Here is a 268-nt window from a genome sequence, read left to right on the forward strand (position 1 = left end):
GCCTTCCCGACGTCCGTCCACTCCACCGGCTCGCGGGGCCCCGAGACGCGCACGCTCAGGCCATCGTCAGGCCGCCGCTGACGGACAGCGTCTGGCCCGTGATGTAGCCGGCGGCGTCGGAGGCGAAGAAGGCCACCGCGGCGGCGATGTCCGAAGGCTCCGCGAGGCGCTTCATCGGCACGGCCCTGGTCATGCCACCCAGCACCTTGTCGGCGTCCTGGCCGGAGTTGTTCGCGAACTTGCGCAGCGCCGGGGTGTCGGTCGGACC

At 72.4% G+C, this 268-nt stretch carries 1 protein-coding gene; it reads right to left on the reverse strand.

Annotated elements, in window-relative coordinates; genetic code table 11:
* Positions 1-55: 55 nt before the first annotated feature.
* Positions 56-268, reverse strand: a 213-nt coding sequence (locus ACL02T_RS35085; RefSeq protein ID WP_412835118.1) for an SDR family oxidoreductase, incomplete at its 5' end; no start/stop codon positions are given.

Source organism: Pseudonocardia oceanicola (assembly GCF_047200735.1).
Lineage (GTDB): Bacteria > Actinomycetota > Actinomycetes > Mycobacteriales > Pseudonocardiaceae > Pseudonocardia.